Source organism: Bacillus cereus group sp. N21 (assembly GCF_016483395.1).
In the GTDB taxonomy this organism is placed as follows: domain Bacteria; phylum Bacillota; class Bacilli; order Bacillales; family Bacillaceae_G; genus Bacillus_A; species Bacillus_A pseudomycoides.
Genome location: NZ_JAEHBX010000351.1, coordinates 1 through 265, shown reverse-complemented (window position 1 = coordinate 265; position 265 = coordinate 1). Strand labels below are relative to the sequence as shown.

Below are 265 nucleotides of genomic sequence, written 5' to 3'. Positions count from 1 at the left end.
ATGATACATACCGTAAATTAAATATACGTAAGCATGCCCCGGTGCGCCAAACATGACCTCTGTACGATCCGTTCGTCTGCCGCCATAACTATGTGCGGCCTTATCATCTGGGCCTTTATATGCTTCTACTTCCACAATGATGCCGCTTCGTTTTATTCCGTCTACAATATGAACGAGTTTTTGGCCGAGTAATTTCTTTGCGATTTCTAACGTGTCGCCTTCGTAAAAAGAAGGTGGTGCCTGCATTGTACTATCTCCTTTACTG

1 protein-coding gene is annotated in these 265 nt (G+C 44.2%); it reads right to left on the bottom strand.

Features of this window, described 5'->3' with window-relative positions; genetic code table 11:
• Positions 1-246: DNA-3-methyladenine glycosylase (locus tag JDS96_RS31155; RefSeq protein WP_199669163.1), on the bottom strand; the 246-nt coding region annotated here is incomplete at its 3' end.
• Positions 247-265 lie beyond the last annotated feature (19 nt).